The sequence below is a fragment of the Steroidobacter gossypii genome, from assembly GCF_016801985.1.
Classification (GTDB): Bacteria; Pseudomonadota; Gammaproteobacteria; order Steroidobacterales; family Steroidobacteraceae; genus Steroidobacter; species Steroidobacter gossypii.
The window spans coordinates 251,664-268,116 of sequence record NZ_JAEVLS010000002.1 but is presented as its reverse complement, the minus strand read 5'-3'; the positions used below and the strand labels follow the sequence as shown (position 1 = coordinate 268,116).

Genomic DNA, 16,453 nt, shown 5'->3' with positions numbered 1-16,453 from the left:
CCATATGAGAGGACGGAGCGGGAAATCAAGGCCGCCTCGAGAGAGCAATGATGATGGTCCTGGACGACGTGTTGAGCCCTGTCGAGATCGGGCGCATCTGTGAAAGCCTGGCGCACGTGCCGTTCCGTGACGGCAAGATCACGGCCGGCGCTGCTGCGCGCTCGGTCAAATCCAACGAACAAGCGGAGGGCGGCAATCCGGAAGTCGTCGCGCTGGCGCGCATGGTCCGAATGGCGCTGCAACGTCACCCGATTTTCTACGCCTATGCGAGACCGTTTCGATGGTCCCACCTCATGTTCTCGCGCTACGTTTCGGGGCATCGCTACGGCCCGCATACCGACGACGCCTCGATGATCGACGAGCATGGCTGGCCACTGCGCACCGACCTGAGCTTCACTTTGTTTCTTTCGAGCCCGGAGGATTACGAAGGCGGCGCGCTGCGATTCGTAGACGATACGAACGACAGGAGCTTCCGCCCTGCCGCTGGTTCGGCCGTGGTCTATCCCACCGGAGTGCTGCACGAAGTCACTCCGGTCACGCGCGGCGTTCGCCTTGCCTGCGTGGGCTGGATACAAAGCTTGATCCGTCGCGGGGATCAACGCGAAGTTTTGTTCGACCTGGCACATGTGCGCTCCGGGCTGAGCGGCGACGCTGCGCAACTGCGCCTCGACAAGGCGATCGGCAATCTGCTCCGAATGTGGAGCGAGACATGAGCTCGCGTCATTCCGCACCACCCCGGTTCGGGGCGTCGAAGTCTTCGCGGGTCAATGCGCGATTGATTCCGAACGCGGCGCGTGCGCCCTCCGCCGCCGCCACAATGGCCAGCTGCACATCCCCGATGATGTTGCCTGCGGCGAATACGCCCGGAACGCTGGTCGATTCGTACTGGCCGCATTTGATGCGGCCCTGACTGGTGACGGCGCAGCCCAATGCCTGAGCCAGTGTCGACTGTTCCGAGGCGGGCATATCGAAGAACAGCGCGGTGCGTGGCAGTCGCTCGCCATTTCGAAACAGGATCGCTTGCAGCTGGCCGTTGTCGCCTTCCAATCGCTCGATGCGCTCTGCTCGCAGCTCGATGCCATTCTGGCGCAGTTGTTCCAGTTCCTTCTCCGAAAGCCCAGGCGCCCCGTCAGTACAGAGCACAATGTCGTCGAACCACGCAGTGAGCGCGCGCGCCATTTCGAAGCCGCGCTGACGCTTGCCATAGGCTGCAACGGGCCGGTCCCGCATCTCCCAACCGTCGCAATAGGGGCATTGAAAGACGCTGGTGCCGAAGAATGCTTCGATATCTGGCAGTGGCGGCAAGTGGTCCAACACGCCGGTGGCGAGCAACACCTTGCGGCTCAAGACCCGGCTCGCGTCGCCCAGGGTCGCTTCGAAACCGTGGTCCACTGCGCGCTTCAGCTCGGTCACTTCGACATCTTTGATGACAACGCCCGAGTACCGTGCCAGTTCGCTGCGAGCTTGCTCCCGGAATTCGGTGGGATCGATGCCGTCGCGACTCAGATAACTGTGGATCGCCTTCGATGCCCAGTTGCGCGGCGTGCCGCTGTCACAAACGAGGACCTTCCGGTGCGCACGTCCTAGAACAAGCGCAGCGCTCAGGCCGGCAGGGCCAGCGCCGACAATGGTGACATCGAATCGATCAGTGGCCATGGGGGCGCCCGCGTGAAGAATCTACGCGGGCAACGGCTCTGATACGTATGTAGTTCCAGCGCATGCTCCGCCCTTTTGTAATCGGACGCTGTCGGCGCCCTGGCGATTCTTGCAAAGGCGCATGCCGTTCTCTCCTATGTTGTTGAAGAGTGGGCTTGTCCGGCGAAAAATAGCGGCCGAAACCGGATTCTGAAGAGCATCAATGTCGCCCCCGACATCCCCCGGCCGTGCTGCCCCGGCCTCCGCAACGGCCCAGGATCGAACCATCGAATCGTGGCTCGACCTGGCACATCTGATCGACGAACTGGCGCGTGAAGGAACAACCTGGGTCTTTCGCGGCGAGCCGGCCACTACCTATGAGTTACGCCCTGCCTCTGGTCGCGAAGGCACGGACGATCACTCGGCGCGCACGCTGAAGTACGACGTCGAGCAGGAACGCGCGGCGCTTCGTCGCTTCAAGCACGATGCGCAGCCGTATGTAGGCTTTCGGCCGTTGTCGGATCTGGAATGGCTCGCCATCGCGCAACACCACGGCATGGCGACGCGTTTGCTGGATTGGACCGAGAGCCTGCTGGTCGCCGCATTCTTTGCGGTGGAGCACGCCGGCAGCAAAGGTCACGCGCTCATTTATGGCGTTCGTGACCTGCCCATCCTGGATCCGGATGAGCAGCATGATCCATTCTCACTCGAGGAAGTTTATATCTATCGGCCGCGTCATCTGAACGCACGCATCTCCGCGCAGCGCAGCGTGTTCACGGTGCATCCGGACCCGACGGTCGCGCTCACATGCGACCGGTTGCAGCGGTGGACCATTTCGCAGAATGCCTGTCAGGACTTGAAGCTCGTGCTCGATTCGTGCGCCATCAACTATGCGTCCCTGTTTCCTGACCTGCACGGGCTCGCCCGGCACGTGGGGTGGCGTTACAAATGGGGATTGCCGCAGGGGCCGGTGAGCTGAGGCGGTCCGTTGTCTGTCGTTTAGGCGGAAACGATCGTCACGCAGAGCGACGCTATGCCGGCGGCTGCAATCGCGCTACCGCTCCATTTGCGCAATGTGAGCTGCTTTAGCGGCAGCAGAGTGTTGGTCGTGAGCAGGACACCTGTTGCGTGCAGTAGGGCCGTTGCAATCATGAATCCCATCGCGTACGGCATGGCGGCCAGGCCCGCGGCCATCTCTGTGCCATGCGCATGCCCGTGAAACATTGCGAAGCCCGCGGTGAATGCAATCATCAGCGGTGCGCTCAAGGAGCGTCTGGTCACCAAAGCGGCCCCGAAGGCGATCAGCGAAAACGCAATGGCTGCCTCAACGAACGGCGCCTCGATGCCATTCGCCCCGAGCACTGCGCCCATCGCCATCGCGGCCACAAAGCTGCCCGGCAACGCCCATCTCATCCACCCGCCCGCGCACCCCGCCAACAAGCCTACCGCGAGCATGGCCATCAAATGATCCACCCCACCCAGCGGATGCATCACCCCCGCCACAAAGCTATGCACCTCCCCACCCGTATGCGCCGCCGCCACACCGGGCAACAGCAGCGCCACCGACAGACCCGAGGTTAATTTGCGAAGTGCCATGACGTTAACAAACATATCCTCAAACGCTCATCAACCCGACCTGCCCCGCACGCTCGCATCGCCCCACGACCAAGCCAGCATCGCGGCCCACCTCCGCGCCAGGATCGAAGTTGAAGCTCACCTTCCGTCCTGCCGCCGCAGCAACGACAAACACATTAGCCTGCGTCTCGCCCCTGTGCGAGCAGCGGCACATCGGTCGCTCCGGCCGCCGCGCCAAACGCGGCAAAAAAGAAAAAATTTCTGGCCGAGGCCGCGCCAGAGCGCGGTAACGAGGCGCAGCATGCCCTCAATACCACAAACGCGCCCTGAGTCAAATGACGTAGGCCTCTCTCAACCGAACCATAAGATACTCCCGCCACCAACAGCGAGGTACCAGACATGCAAAAAGCCGAGGTATTGAGACTGGGCGTCGGCGGCCCGGTGGGATCGGGCAAGACCGCCCTGGTCGACAGCCTCTGCAAACGCATGCGCGACCATCTCAACATCGCCGTAGTCACCAACGACATCTATACCCGCGAAGACGCCGAGTTCCTGATCCGCAGCCAGGCCCTCCCCGCCGAGCGTATCCGCGGCGTGGAAACGGGCGGCTGCCCGCACACCGCGATAAGAGAAGACGCGTCGATGAACCTGGCCGCCATCGACGGCCTGATGCACGACTTCGACGGCCTCGACATGATCATCGTCGAGAGCGGCGGCGACAACCTCGCTGCGACATTCAGTCCAGAGCTATCCGACCTCACTCTATACGTCATCGACGTCGCCGCCGGCGACAAGATCCCTCGCAAGGGCGGCCCGGGCATCATGCGATCGGACCTGCTGATCATCAACAAGATCGACCTGGCCCCCCACGTAGGCGCCTCACTCGAAGTGATGGACCGCGACGCGCGCAAGATGCGAGGCGACCGGCCGTTCATCTTCACGAATCTCAAAACCGGCCAGGGCCTCGATCAAGTGATCGCCTTCATCGAACGCGAAGGCATGTTGAAACCGAAGGCCGCTTAACGCGCCAATGTGCGCACCGCCCGTGCCGCCGCCGCGGCTCGATTCTCGACGCCGAGCTTCACAAACACCTGCTCCAGGTGCTTGTTCACGGTGCGCGGGCTGATACTCAGAATCTCGCCGATCTCACGATTGGACTTGCCTCGGCTGATCCACAACAACACTTCCGCCTCGCGACTGGTCAGCGACAACGCCCGCTGCAACACCTGTTCATCGTTGCGAGTCCCGACTTCGGCCAGTCGAAACAGCAACTCATCCGGACCGATACGACTCAACACGGAGATCTCCAGCCGCCGCGCCCCGATCTGCATGGTCGCGCTGCTGGCGCTCTTCGTCCCCTCACCCCGCAGCCGCATGAGTTGCTCCACCAGTTCCGCCGGCAAGCTCGCCGCTCGTTCGTTCTGCGCCGGAAAGAGCTCGGCAAGCAGCGCGCGCGCTTTCGGCGTCCACCACTGCAATTGCCCGCTCGAATCGGTAGCCAAGAGGAAGCGGCCAGTTGCATCCAGCGCGGCGTGCGTGCCATGCGCGATTCTCGCATTCGCGAGATGCACTCGAATGCGTGCCAACAATTCGTCGATGACGATGGGCTTGGTGACGTAATCGACGCCGCCTGCCGCGAGCCCCTCCACCACATGTTCCGTATCGCTCAGCCCGGTCATGAAAATGACCGGCAGATGCGAGAGCAGTTTCTCCCGCTTCAACCGCCGGCAGGCTTCGAAGCCGTCGATGCCTGGCATCACCGCGTCCATCAGCACCAGATCCGGCGTGATCTGATCGACCAGCTCCAGCGCACTGTCGCCGTCGGTGGCGATCAACACCGTGAAGCCCGCCTGATCGAGCGTGTCCGTCAAAAAACCGAGCGTTTCCGGCGTGTCGTCCACCACCAGCACGGTATCCCGCCGCGCGCTTTCGTTAGGGTTCATCATTGCGCATGGTTTCCAGCACGTTCATGTAACGCTTCAAGTCGAAGTTCGCCACCAGGGCCTGCATGTGCGCGGTGAAGGCCTTGCTCCCCGGATCGTCCGCTTCGATCTGCCGCAGCTTGGCCTGGATTCCGCGCACGTGCCCGATCCGGCCGAGTTGATACAAATCGTTGATGTGATGTCGTGAGTCCGGCGGCAGCTCGCATGGTTCAGCGAGTTCTTCCGCCGCGTCGCTCCCGGTCTCGTAATTCCATTGCAAGCCCAGCAACCCGGCGATGCAATCGAGCAGCGCGTGCATATCGACCGGCTTCATCACGAAGCCATCGTGCGGATAGTCGGGACCGCCCGGGCTGTACTCATGAGCGTTGGCGGACACCATGACAATCTTCATCGGGCCGAGCGAGGTGCACTCTCGCAACTGTTTGGCCACTTCCCAGCCCGACAGATCCGGCATGGAGATATCGATCATGACCAGCGCGGGGCGATGCTCCATGGCCAGCGCAAGCCCCGTCCTGCCGTTCGGCGCGGTGACGACGTCGAACTTCAACGGTTGCAGCAGCCGCCGAACGATGTCGAGGTGCGCCGGATCGTCGTCGATGAGCAGTAGCTTGAGAGGCGGCCCATCATGGCCGGTGATGCGGCCCGTCTCTGTCGATTGATGGACCGCATGCATCGCTTCGGACAACAGCAGTCGCACTGTAAAAGTGGTGCCCTCACCTACCGTACTGCGAGCCAGCAGCTCGCCGCCCATGATCTGCGTCAGCAGCTTGGTGATGGTGAGCCCGAGCCCGATGCCCGGAACAGCGCGCACCGTCGGCGTCTCGCCCCGCTCGAAAGGCTGAAACACACGCTCGAGATCGGCCTCCGCGATACCGACGCCAGTATCGGAGATCTCGAACTCGGCCACCTGATTCCGATAGCGCACCACCAGGCTGGCGTGACCACGCTCGGTGTACTTGATCGCATTGGACAGCAGATTGATCAGAATCTGACGCAGCCGCTTCTGATCGGTGTACACGTGCGCCGGCAGATGCGGCGGCCGCTGGAAACGGAACTCGATGCCGCGATTCGAGGCCTGCAGCCGGAACATGTCCACGATCTGATCGAGAAACTCGACCAGCTGCACCTTGTCGCGATTCAAACGCAGCATGCCGTTCTCGATGCGTGAAATGTCGAGCAAGCCGTCGATCAGATTGGTGAGATGCTCGGCGCTGCGCCGGATCACGCGGGCGGCATTGTCCGCCGGGCCCGCCATGTCGCGCTCGAGCAGCTGTGCGTAGCCGAAGATCGCATTCAGCGGCGAGCGAATCTCGTGGCTGATGCCCACGATGTAACGCGTCTTGGCCACGTTGGCGGCCTCGGCAACTTCCTTCGCCTTCTGCAAGGCCGCGTCGGTGCGCTTGTGAGCTTCGATCTCGTCCATGAGCATCGCGGTCTGCCGGGCCGACTCCGCCTCGGCGCTTCTCCGGCTTTCGTGCGCCAGCACGATGAGCCAGGCAGCGACGCCGGTCAGCACGAACAAGCTGATGAACACCAGCCACAAAGTCATGCGGATCGCCTCGCGATCCGCCGCTGTCGTGCCGCTGTACTGATGGTAGATGAGAGACAGCAGCAGACCGATCGCCAGATTGAACACGATCAGCAGCCCGAAAAAATGTCCGCCGCGAGTGTTCAACGCCAGCGCCGCGCGTTCGGGCAGGATGCTCGCGAAGAACCCGTGCAACTGCTGAGTGAAGCGGCTGTCGGTCTTGCACAGATCGTGACAACGGGCCTCCAGCGTGCAGCACAACGAACAGATCGGGCCCGAGTACGCCGGGCACATGGCCATGTCATTCCGACCGAACACGTTCTCGCACATCGTGCAGCGGATCTCCGGCGCATTCTCCGGCAACCCCTCGGGCTGTCGCGCCAGGTAGTAGCGCCCCTTGGTGGCCCATGCGATCACGGGCGCGGCCACAAAGGCGACCAGCAACGCGACGAACGGCGACAGGATCTGTGGAAATGTGCCGAACACGCCCAGAAACGCCAGGCTGGAGAACACGATGGACAGCAACAGCGCGCCGACGCCGACCGGGTTGATGTCGTAGAGATGCGCGCGTTTGAATTCGATGTACGGCGGGCTGTAACCCAATGGTTTGTTGACCACGAGATCGGCGGTCAGTGCTCCGATCCAGCCGGCGGCGAAATTGGCGTAGATGATCAGAATGCTCTCGATGGCATTGAAGATCCCGGTTTCCATCAACAGCAGCGCCAGCAGCACGTTGAACACCAGCCACACCACGCGGCCCGGATGGCTGTGGGTCAGGCGCGAAAAGAAGTTCGACCACGCGATGGAGCCGGCGTAGGCGTTGGTCACATTGATCTTGAGCTGGCAAACGATGACGAAAATGCCGGTCAACAGCAACGCGAACGTCGGCGACTGCACGGTTTCCCGGAAGGCGAGGAAATACATGCCGGTGGGCTCGTCCGCCTGCGCCGGCAACACGCCGTGGCGCAGGGCCAGGAACGCAAGGAACGAGCCCGCGAGCAATTTGAAGCCGCCCATGAACACCCAACCGGGTCCTGAGGCAATCAACGCCGTCCACCAGGCCACTCGGTTGCGACGGTCGCGATTGGGCAAAAATCTCAGATAGTCCACCTGCTCGCCAATCTGCGGCAGCAGCGACAACAGCATCGACACGGCCATGCCGAACAGCAGCAGATCGAGCGAGCCATCCGCGGAGCCCTGCTCGCCGGTGAAGCCGGTCCACGCCGCGACTTCGGACGGAGACTTCCAGGCGATGTAAGCAATGGGCAGAAGCTGCAGCACGATCCACACCGGCTGCGTCACCAGCTGCATTTTGCTGATCAGACTGAAGCCATAGATGGCGATCGGAATCACCATCAGCGAGCTGATCAAATGGCCGATGGCCAGCGGAATGCCGAACAGCATCTGCAACGCCAGCGACATGATGCTCGCTTCGATGGCGAACAGCAGAAAGGTGAACGACGCGTAGATCAACGACGTGATCGTCGATCCCATGTAACCGAAGCCCGCGCCGCGCGTGAGCAAATCGATATCCACGCCATAGCGGGCCGCATAGGAGCAGATCGGCAGGCCAATAACAAACATCAGCGCGCAGAACGCGACGATCGCCCAGGCCGTGTTGGGGAATCCATAGGCAATCGTCAGCGCGCCGCCAATGGCCTCGCAGGCAAGAAAAGCGATCGGGCCAAATGCAGTGTTGCCGACACGGAACGCCGACTTGCGCGCGCGATCCGCCGTGTAGCGCAGCGCATAGTCTTCGAGCGTCTGGCTGGCCACCCATTGGTTGTACTGCCGGCGCTCGCGAACGATCCGTTGTCGTGCCGTCATTCTTTAGTGTTCTTTCATCGATGGGCTCACCTCAAGCAAGCCATGTGCCAGGCCACGTTCTGGAGCAGTGCACGGGCCTCGAGCGCCAAAGCTGGTGCAGGTTGGTGCCACATCGAGGTGCAGCGTTCAGGGTCCATGCACAGGGATGGATCATCCACGACGCGCGGCCGCTGTCTCTACGTCAAACAGCCCAGATGCCCCGACCGCGAGTACGTCAAATGACGCGTACCCGAGCATGGCGCACACGCATAGCGTTCCACCATCTGGCCACGCGAACAATCAACCACAACTCAGGGAAGCTTTTCATGCGACGTGAATCGATCCGTTTCCGACGTGCTGTGCGGTGGCGCGCCGCCGCCGTCAGCGCCGCGCTGGCGATACCTGTGAGCGGCGCTCTGGCCGCCGATGTGACTTTGCCTCCGATCTCTGTCGGCGCCGGCGTCCGCTCCAGCTTCACGCACACCGATCCGGACTTCGGCGAAGACATCAGCGATTTCGAGCTGAACAGCGCGCGCATCTACATCAGCGGCAAGGTGACCGAGAACATCAGCCTGATGTTCAACACCGACTACAACGCGGGCGGCGCGACGCCGGAATCGATGCGCGTCATCGATGCGGTCGCGCAGTTTTCGTTCTCGGAGCAATTCAACATCTGGGCGGGCCGCTTCCTGCCTCCCAGCGACCGCGCCAATCTGTATGGACCGTTTTACGCCAATCATTGGGGCGTGTACCGGGATGGAGTGCAGGACGGCTATCCGTTCGAGACCGAGGGCCGCAACGACGGCGTGATGTACTGGGGCCAGTTCGGCATCGCCAAGGTGTCCGCCGGCGCGTTCGACGTGCAAGGCCTGAGCAAAGGCAGCTCGGACGTGCTGTACGCCGGCCGCGTGCAACTGGATTTCTGGGATCCCGAAGGCGGCTATTACCTGAACAGCACTTACTACGGCGAGAAGGATCTGCTCGCGGTGGGCGTCGCTGCTCAAACCGCCGCGGGCGACAACGCGTACTCGGTGGACTTCCTGCTGGAGAAGAAACTCGCCAACAGCGGCGTCGTAACGCTCGAAGCGGAGTACGCCAAGTACGACGGCCTCGGAGGCTATCCCAGCCCCGCCGCTCCCCTCGCCTATGACTCCAGCGACGGCTTCTACGTCCTCGGCGCGTATGTGTTCCCCCAGACCGTCGGCATCGGCAAGTTCCAAGTGCTGGCCAAGCACGGCGAGACCACTTACGACTACGGCGTGTTGGGCGACATCGACCAGACCACCAGCGAGCTGAACCTCACTTATCTGATCAAGGACTTCAACGCGCGCGTCACGCTGTTCTACATCGACTCCAGCTTCGACCCCAACCTGGGCCGCGACAACACTCAGATGGGCGTCGGCCTGCAAGTCCAGATCTGAAGAGCGAAGTGACTGATGACGATTGACGACTGACTGGTGCAAGCAGGGCGGCTGTTTTATCTCTCGGGAGAAACCAATTCATGCATAACAAATTCGGAAAACTACGCGGACTCGGCAAGCTTGCCGTCGCCGTCGCTCTCATGGCCGCCAGCGCGGCGCACGCGGCCGACACCATCAAGGTCGGCGTGCTGCACTCCCTGTCGGGCACGATGGCGATCTCGGAAACCACGCTCAAGGACACCGTGCTGATGCTCATCGAAGAGCAGAACAAGCGTGGCGGCGTGCTGGGCAAAAAGCTCGAGCCGGTGGTGGTCGACCCCGCCTCCAACTGGCCGCTGTTCGCCGAAAAGGCCGAGCAGCTGCTGGTGAAGGACAAGGTCTCGGTGGTGTTCGGCTGCTGGACGTCGGTGTCGCGCAAGTCGGTGCTGCCGGTATTCGAGAAGAACAACGGTCTGCTGTTCTACCCGGTGCAGTACGAAGGCGAAGAATCCTCGAAGAACGTGTTCTACACCGGCGCCGCCCCCAATCAGCAGGCGATTCCGGCGGTCGACTATCTGATGAACGACGTGGGCGTGAAGCGCTGGGTGCTGGCCGGCACCGACTATGTGTATCCGCGCACCACCAACAAGATCCTCGAAGCCTATCTGAAGTCCAAGGGCGTGAAGGACGAGGACATCATGATCAACTACACGCCCTTCGGCCATTCCAACTGGCAGCGCATCGTCGCCGACATCAAGAAATTCGGCTCGGCGGGCAAGAAGACCGGCGTGGTCTCGACCATCAACGGCGATGCCAACGTCCCTTTCTATAAGGAGCTCGGCAACCAGAAGATTTCCGCCGAGGACATTCCGGTGGTGGCCTTCTCGGTGGGCGAAGAGGAGCTCTCCGGCATCGACACCAAGCCGCTGGTGGGCCACCTCGCGGCGTGGAACTACTTCATGAGCGTCGATACGCCGGAGAACGCCGGGTTCATCAAGAAATGGCGCGCCTTCATCAAGAACGACAAGCGCGTCACCAACGACCCGATGGAAGCGCACGTGATCGGCTTCAACATGTGGGTCAAGGCGGTGGAAAAAGCCAACAGCACCGAGGTGAACAAGGTGATCGACGCGATGGTGGGCATCGAAGTGCCCAACCTGACCGGCGGCGTGGCCAGGATGCTACCCAACCATCACCTCACCAAGCCGGTACTGATCGGCGAAGTGCGCGCGGATGGCCAGTTCGACACGGTGTGGCAGACCGAAGGCCTGGTGCCGGGCGACGCGTGGTCCGACTTTCTGCCGGGCAGCAAGGACATCGAGGCCGATTGGGTGAGCCTGAAATGCGGCAACTACAACACCAAGACCAAGAAGTGCTCCGGCCAGAACTACGAGTGACAGGTCCGCAGTGAAACTTCTCGGCTGCATGATGTCTTCGATCCCGGGTGTACGCCCGGGATCGCTTCTCCTGGTCCTGCTGCTGGCGGCGCTCTCGCACTGCGTTGCTGCATCGGAAGCGCCCTCGTTCGAGCAAGCGCTCGGCGCCCTGGCGACCAGCAACTTCAAGCAAAAGGAACGCGCCGCCGGCGAGTTGGTTGGCGTGCGTCACGCCAACACCCGCGCCGTGCTGGACGCGCTGCTCGAAGGCAACCTGTACTATCGAAAAGCAGACAAACGCGTGTTCATCGCCGTCACTCAAGAGGCCGGACTCGAACTTCGCGATGCTCTGACCTTGCAGTCTGCCGGAACGGCCGACGCTGCGGACTTCTCCAAGATCACCACGAACAATCAGCTGCGCAAAACACTGAGAAGCGCACTGGCCAGCTTCGATCTCACCGACCCCGACGCGCAGGTGCGGCTCGGTGCGGTCAACGAGATGCTGCGCTCCCTGGATGCGGACAGCGTTTCCATCCTGCGAGCTCGCGAACGAGATGAAAAGGACGAGTCGGTGCGACAAGCCATTCGCACCGGCCTTGCCATCGCCGACCTGAATCATGAGGACGCTGCCCGACGACTGAGCGCCGTGGAGCAGCTGAAAGGCAGTCTGAATCCCGAAGTCTTCAATCGCCTGACTGCCCTTGTCTCGACGAGTGACGATGGCAGCTACACCGAGCCCGACGCGAAAGTGCGTAGCGCCGCGCGCGCCGCCCTCGCTGGCATCGAGAACTCGCGCAGCTTCTACAGCATGCTCGAAACCTTGTTCTTCGGCCTGAGCCTCGGCTCGGTGCTGGTGCTCGCCGCGATCGGGCTCGCCATCACCTTCGGCGTGATGGGCGTCATCAACATGGCGCATGGCGAACTGATGATGCTCGGCGCATACACCACATACGTCGTGCAGCTGATCATGCCGCAGCACATCGGCGCATCGGTGCTCGTTGCGATTCCGGTGGCGTTCGTCGTAGCGGGCGGCGTCGGCGTACTCATCGAGCGCGGCGTGGTTCGGTTTCTCTACGGGCGCCCGCTCGAAACTTTGCTCGCCACGTTCGGCGTGAGCCTGGTGCTGCAACAGATCGTTCGCGACATCTTCACTGCGAACAATCGCCCCGTGGAGACGCCCTCGTGGATGTCAGGCTCGCTGCAGATCAATGAAGCATTCTCGATCACTTACAACCGTCTCTATGTCGTGCTGTTCATGCTGATCGTGTTCGTGATTCTGCAGTGGGTGCTGAAGAAGACATCGCTCGGTCTGAAAGTCCGCGCCGTGGCTCAGAATCGCGCGATGGCCAAATCCATGGGTGTGCGCACCGAATGGGTGGACGCCCTCACCTTCGGGCTCGGCTCGGGCATCGCCGGCGTCGCTGGTGTGGCGTTGAGCCAGCTCACCAATGTCGGCCCGAACCTCGGCCAGGCCTACATCATCGATTCCTTCATGGTCGTCGTGTTCGGCGGCGTGGGCAATCTGTGGGGCACGCTGATCGGCGGCATGTCGCTCGGCGTGGTGAACCAGTTCCTCGAACCCCATGCGGGCGCGGTGCTGGCGAAGATCCTGGTGCTGATCGCCTTGATCCTGTTCATCCAGCGACGGCCGCGCGGCCTGTTTCCACAGCTAGGCCGGGCCGCGGAGGGTTGAACATGCAGACATCCGCTTCTTCCAATTTATGGACCCGGCTCATCGCTGGCGAGCGCGGCACGCAGGTGTTTCTAGCGCTGCTGCTCACCGTCGGCGTGGCGGTGCCGATTCTGCATCTGGCGTTTCCAGAAGGATCGTCGCTGCACCTGTCCACCTACACGGTGACCCTGATCGGCAAGTACATGACCTATGCCCTGCTGGCCATCGCCGTCGATCTCGTGTGGGGCTACTGCGGTATCTTGAGTCTGGGCCACGCCGCGTTCTTCGCGCTCGGCGGCTATGCGATGGGCATGTATCTGATGCGCCAGATCGGCACGCGGGGTGTCTACGGCGATCTGGTGCTGCCGGATTTCATGGTGTTCCTGAACTGGAAAGAGCTGCCGTGGTTCTGGTACGGCTTCGATATGTTCTGGTTCGCCGCCGTCATGGTCGTCATCGTGCCGGGCCTGCTGGCGCTGGCGTTCGGCTGGCTCGCCTTTCGCTCGCGCGTCACCGGCGTCTATTTATCCATCATTACTCAAGCGCTCACTTATGCGTTGATGCTCGCGTTCTTCCGCAACGACATGGGCTTCGGCGGCAACAACGGCCTGACGGACTTCAAGGAGATCGTCGGCGCCGACATCAACGCATCGGGAACAAGAGTCGCCTTGTTCCTGGCTTCAGCGCTGGCGCTCGCGCTCGGTTATTTAGCGTGCCGTTACATCACCCTGTCGCGGGCCGGGCGAGTCGTACAGGCGATTCGCGATGCCGAGAGTCGCACGCGATTCATCGGTTATCGCGTCGAGTCGTACAAGCTTTGGGTGTTCGCATTCTCCGCAGTCCTCGCCGGCATCGCCGGCGCGCTGTATGTCCCGCAAGTCGGCATCATCAATCCCAGCGAGTTCCAACCGATCAACTCGATCGAAGTCGTCATCTGGGTGGCCGTCGGCGGTCGCGGCACGCTTTACGGCGCCGTCGCAGGCGCAGTGCTCGTGAACTACGCAAAGACGTATTTCACGGCTGCCCTCCCCGAGCTCTGGCTGTATGCGCTGGGCACGATGTTTGTGATCGTCACGCTATTCCTACCGCGGGGCGTCGTCGGGCTGGCCGATCGTTTAACGCCTCGTCAGCGCGTCGAACAAGCGGTGACTGCATGAACGCCAGCACCTCGTTGCGCAACGGCTGGCAGAAGGTGTTTGGCGCCGGCGCCAAGAGCGAGCGGCCGCCGCCCGGCGACACTTCGCATGGCACGATTCTGTATCTGGAAGACATCAGCGTCAGCTTCGACGGCTTCAAGGCGCTCAACGCGTTGACGCTCTACATCGACGCCGGCGAGCTCCGCTGCATCATCGGGCCGAATGGCGCCGGCAAGACCACCATGATGGACGTGATCACCGGCAAGACGCGGCCCGATGCGGGCTCGGCGTGGTTCGGCCAGAACACCGACCTGCTGACCTTGACCGAGCCGCAGATTGCCGAGGCCGGCATCGGGCGCAAGTTCCAGAAGCCGACGGTGTTCGAGCAGCACACCGTCATGGAGAACCTGGAACTGGCGGTCGCAGGCAACAAAGCGATCTGGAGCACCCTGGCCTCACCGCTCGATTCTCGGCAACGCACCCATATAGAAGAAGTGCTCGAAACCGTCTGCTTGCAGGATCGTCGCGACATGCGCGCCGGCATGCTCTCGCACGGCCAGAAACAATGGCTGGAGATCGGCATGTTGCTGGCTCAGCAACCGCAACTGCTGCTGGTGGACGAGCCAGTCGCCGGCATGACGCCGCAGGAAGTGGAGCGCACCGCCGAGCTGTTGTTGTCACTGGCGGGCAAACATTCGGTGATGGTGGTCGAACACGACATGGACTTCGTCCGCTCCATCGCGCGCAAGGTCACCGTGCTACACGAAGGTCACGTGCTGGCGGAAGGCAGCATCGATGAAGTCCAGAACGATCCCCGCGTCGTGGAAGTTTATCTGGGCGAGTGACGGAGACGACCATGCTAGAGATCCGGCGGCTCAACCAGTTCTACGGTGGCAGCCACATTCTTTGGGATGTGGATATGAACATCACCGCGGGCTCGTGCACCTGTCTCATGGGCCGCAACGGCATGGGCAAGACCACCTTGCTCCGTTGCATCATGGGCTTGCTGCCATCGAGTGGTGAAATGGTGTACGACGGGCAAGACCTCGGCCGCCTTGCAGCCGACCGCCGAGCGGGCCTCGGCATCGGCTACGTGCCCCAAGGGCGCGAGATTTTCTCTCAGCTCACCGTCGAGGAGAATCTTCGCATCGGCCTCTCAGCCCGTCGTAACAAGCTGCGGGATATTCCCGAACAGATCTTCGAGCTGTTCCCGGTACTGAAGAAGATGCTGCGGCGGCGAGGCGGAGATCTGTCCGGAGGTCAGCAACAACAGCTCGCCATCGGTCGGGCGCTGGTGCTGGAACCGCGCCTGTTGATTCTCGACGAACCCACGGAAGGCATTCAGCCCAACATCGTGCACGAGATCGGCGACATCATTCTTCGTCTCAACAAGGAGGCGAACCTCACCGTGCTGCTGGTCGAGCAAAAGTTGCCCTTCGCCCGGCGCGTGGCGAGCGAGTTCCGCATTCTCGACAAAGGCCGCGTCGTAGCGAGCGGCAAGATTCCGCAGCTGACGGATGAGCTCGTGCGCCAGCACTTGACCGTATGAGTGCGACACTCGAACATCCGTCGGCTCAGGGGTGGCGAGCGCAGCTGCAACTCACGTTCGCTCGGCGCGCCGGTCGAACGCGCATTGTCGAGCGACAGCACCGCGGCCCGTTGCTCGTGCAGCGCCCCTTCTATCCCGAAGAGGACGTTTGCCACGCTTATATCGTTCACCCGCCAGGCGGCGTCGTCGGTGGAGATGAGCTGGCCTTGAATGTCGATGTTCGAGACGGCGCACACGCATTGATCACAACGCCCGCGGCGGCGAAGTTTTATCGTAGCAATGGCCGCACGGCGCGACAGCAACAACTGCTTCGTTCGCACGACACGGCCCTGGAATGGCTGCCGCAGGAAAGCATCTTCTATCCCGAAGCGAAAGTCCGCAGCACCACTCGTATCGAGTTGAGCGCGGGCGCGAAGTTCATCGGATGGGAGATCGCCTGCCTGGGCCTGCCGGCGCGCAGGCAGCAGTTCATTGCGGGCGAGCTGCATCTACACCTCGAGTTGTGGGTCGACGGCACGCCATTGCTTATCGATCGTCTCCGCATCGCCGAGGGTAACCAGTGGGGGCTCGGCGGTCACGAGGCCATCGGCACGATGGTCGCCTATCCCGCCACACGCGCGATGGTCGACGCCGTTCGCGAGCTGACCCCAACCGGAGTCGAGACGGGCGTGACGCTCGTGGATAAAACGTTGATCTGCCGTGCGCTCGCCGCGCAGGGCGAGCCCATCAAGCAGGCATTCATCGAGAACTGGCAAACATTGCGCCCTCAGTTGCTCGATCGAGCGGCAACGCCGCCACGAATCTGGGCGACCTGAGTGAGCACCGCAGAGACA

At 62.1% G+C, this 16,453-nt stretch carries 14 protein-coding genes; 10 read left to right on the top strand and 4 right to left on the bottom strand.

The features are described from left to right. Positions 1-47 precede the first annotated feature (47 nt). Positions 48-713, top strand: a complete 666-nt coding sequence (locus JM946_RS08565; RefSeq protein ID WP_203166859.1) for a Fe2+-dependent dioxygenase — start codon at positions 48-50, stop codon at positions 711-713. A gap of 7 nt (positions 714-720) precedes the next feature. On the opposite strand, the gene JM946_RS08560 is transcribed toward JM946_RS08565, so the two are convergent. After that, positions 721-1,656, bottom strand: a complete 936-nt coding sequence (locus JM946_RS08560) for an NAD(P)/FAD-dependent oxidoreductase (RefSeq protein WP_203166858.1) — start codon at positions 1,654-1,656, stop codon at positions 721-723. Between the two features lie 202 nt (positions 1,657-1,858). Between JM946_RS08560 and JM946_RS08555 the strand changes: the two genes are divergently transcribed. After that, positions 1,859-2,614 carry an FRG domain-containing protein gene (locus tag JM946_RS08555; RefSeq protein WP_203166857.1) on the top strand — a complete coding sequence of 252 codons (756 nt, stop codon included), beginning with the start codon at positions 1,859-1,861 and terminating at the stop codon, positions 2,612-2,614. Positions 2,615-2,634: 20 nt separating this feature from the next. On the opposite strand, the gene JM946_RS08550 is transcribed toward JM946_RS08555, so the two are convergent. Further along, a complete protein-coding gene (locus tag JM946_RS08550; RefSeq protein WP_203166856.1) occupies positions 2,635-3,198 on the bottom strand; it encodes a HupE/UreJ family protein in 564 nt (187 codons plus the stop codon). 411 nt (positions 3,199-3,609) lie between these two features. Here JM946_RS08550 and ureG point away from each other — a divergent pair, with 411 nt between their 5' ends. Then, positions 3,610-4,233 (top strand): urease accessory protein UreG, encoded by a 624-nt coding sequence (gene ureG, locus JM946_RS08545; protein ID WP_203166855.1) that lies wholly within the window; start codon positions 3,610-3,612, stop codon positions 4,231-4,233. On the opposite strand, the gene JM946_RS08540 is transcribed toward ureG, so the two are convergent. Both JM946_RS08540 and JM946_RS08535 read right to left on the bottom strand, forming a co-directional pair. Then, positions 4,230-5,153: a response regulator gene (locus tag JM946_RS08540; protein ID WP_203167871.1), complete on the bottom strand. Its 924-nt coding sequence runs from the start codon at positions 5,151-5,153 to the stop codon at positions 4,230-4,232. The genes ureG and JM946_RS08540 overlap by 4 nt on opposite strands. Next, positions 5,143-8,508: a hybrid sensor histidine kinase/response regulator gene (locus JM946_RS08535; RefSeq protein ID WP_203166853.1), complete on the bottom strand. Its 3,366-nt coding sequence runs from the start codon at positions 8,506-8,508 to the stop codon at positions 5,143-5,145. Before JM946_RS08535 ends, JM946_RS08540 begins: the two co-directional genes overlap by 11 nt. A gap of 305 nt (positions 8,509-8,813) precedes the next feature. On the opposite strand from JM946_RS08535, the gene JM946_RS08530 reads away from it, so the two are divergent. The 7 genes from JM946_RS08530 to JM946_RS08500 all read left to right on the top strand — a co-directional run bounded on the left by JM946_RS08530 (position 8,814) and on the right by JM946_RS08500 (position 16,435). After that, positions 8,814-9,908 carry a porin gene (locus JM946_RS08530; protein WP_203166852.1) on the top strand — a complete coding sequence of 365 codons (1,095 nt, stop codon included), beginning with the start codon at positions 8,814-8,816 and terminating at the stop codon, positions 9,906-9,908. A gap of 140 nt (positions 9,909-10,048) precedes the next feature. Further along, positions 10,049-11,284, top strand: a complete 1,236-nt coding sequence (gene urtA / locus JM946_RS08525; RefSeq protein ID WP_203167870.1) for an urea ABC transporter substrate-binding protein — start codon at positions 10,049-10,051, stop codon at positions 11,282-11,284. A gap of 28 nt (positions 11,285-11,312) precedes the next feature. After that, a complete protein-coding gene (gene urtB, locus JM946_RS08520; protein ID WP_203166850.1) occupies positions 11,313-12,956 on the top strand; it encodes an urea ABC transporter permease subunit UrtB in 1,644 nt (547 codons plus the stop codon). A 2-nt stretch (positions 12,957-12,958) separates the two neighbouring features. Beyond that, on the top strand, positions 12,959-14,092 hold the full coding sequence (gene urtC / locus JM946_RS08515; RefSeq protein ID WP_203166848.1) for an urea ABC transporter permease subunit UrtC: 1,134 nt from the start codon (positions 12,959-12,961) through the stop codon (positions 14,090-14,092). Then, the gene (gene urtD / locus JM946_RS08510) at positions 14,089-14,916 is read left to right on the top strand and encodes an urea ABC transporter ATP-binding protein UrtD (RefSeq protein WP_203166846.1); all 828 of its coding nucleotides are present in this window, start codon (positions 14,089-14,091) and stop codon (positions 14,914-14,916) included. The genes urtC and urtD overlap by 4 nt, the downstream gene beginning before the upstream one ends. Before the next feature lie 11 nt (positions 14,917-14,927). Continuing rightward, positions 14,928-15,620, top strand: coding sequence for an urea ABC transporter ATP-binding subunit UrtE (gene urtE, locus JM946_RS08505; RefSeq protein ID WP_203166844.1), 693 nt, complete (start codon positions 14,928-14,930; stop codon positions 15,618-15,620). Beyond that, positions 15,617-16,435, top strand: a complete 819-nt coding sequence (locus tag JM946_RS08500) for an urease accessory protein UreD (RefSeq protein ID WP_203166842.1) — start codon at positions 15,617-15,619, stop codon at positions 16,433-16,435. Before urtE ends, JM946_RS08500 begins: the two co-directional genes overlap by 4 nt. The last annotated feature ends 18 nt before the right edge of the window (positions 16,436-16,453 follow it).